The organism is Staphylococcus sp. HMSC072E01 (genome assembly GCF_001814125.1).
In the GTDB taxonomy this organism is placed as follows: domain Bacteria; phylum Bacillota; class Bacilli; order Staphylococcales; family Staphylococcaceae; genus Staphylococcus; species Staphylococcus hominis.
The window spans coordinates 1-205 of sequence record NZ_KV814971.1 but is presented as its reverse complement, the minus strand read 5'-3'; the positions used below and the strand labels follow the sequence as shown (position 1 = coordinate 205).

1 rRNA gene is annotated in these 205 nt (G+C 42.9%); it reads left to right on the top strand.

From position 1 onward, the window contains the following. Window positions 1–92: 92 nt before the first annotated feature. Window positions 93–205, top strand: a 5S ribosomal RNA gene (gene rrf / locus HMPREF2953_RS07420); the annotation flags it as partial.

Genomic DNA, 205 nt, shown 5'->3' with positions numbered 1-205 from the left:
ACTAATCGATCGAAGACTTAATCAATTTTTTCAAGTTTTGCGACGCAAATCTTTACTTACTATCTAGTTTTGAATGTATAATCATTCACTTGTCTGGTGACAATGGCAAGGAGGTCACACCTGTTCCCATGCCGAACACAGAAGTTAAGCTCCTTAGCGCCGATGGTAGTTGGACTGACGTTCCGCTAGAGTAGGACGTTGCCAG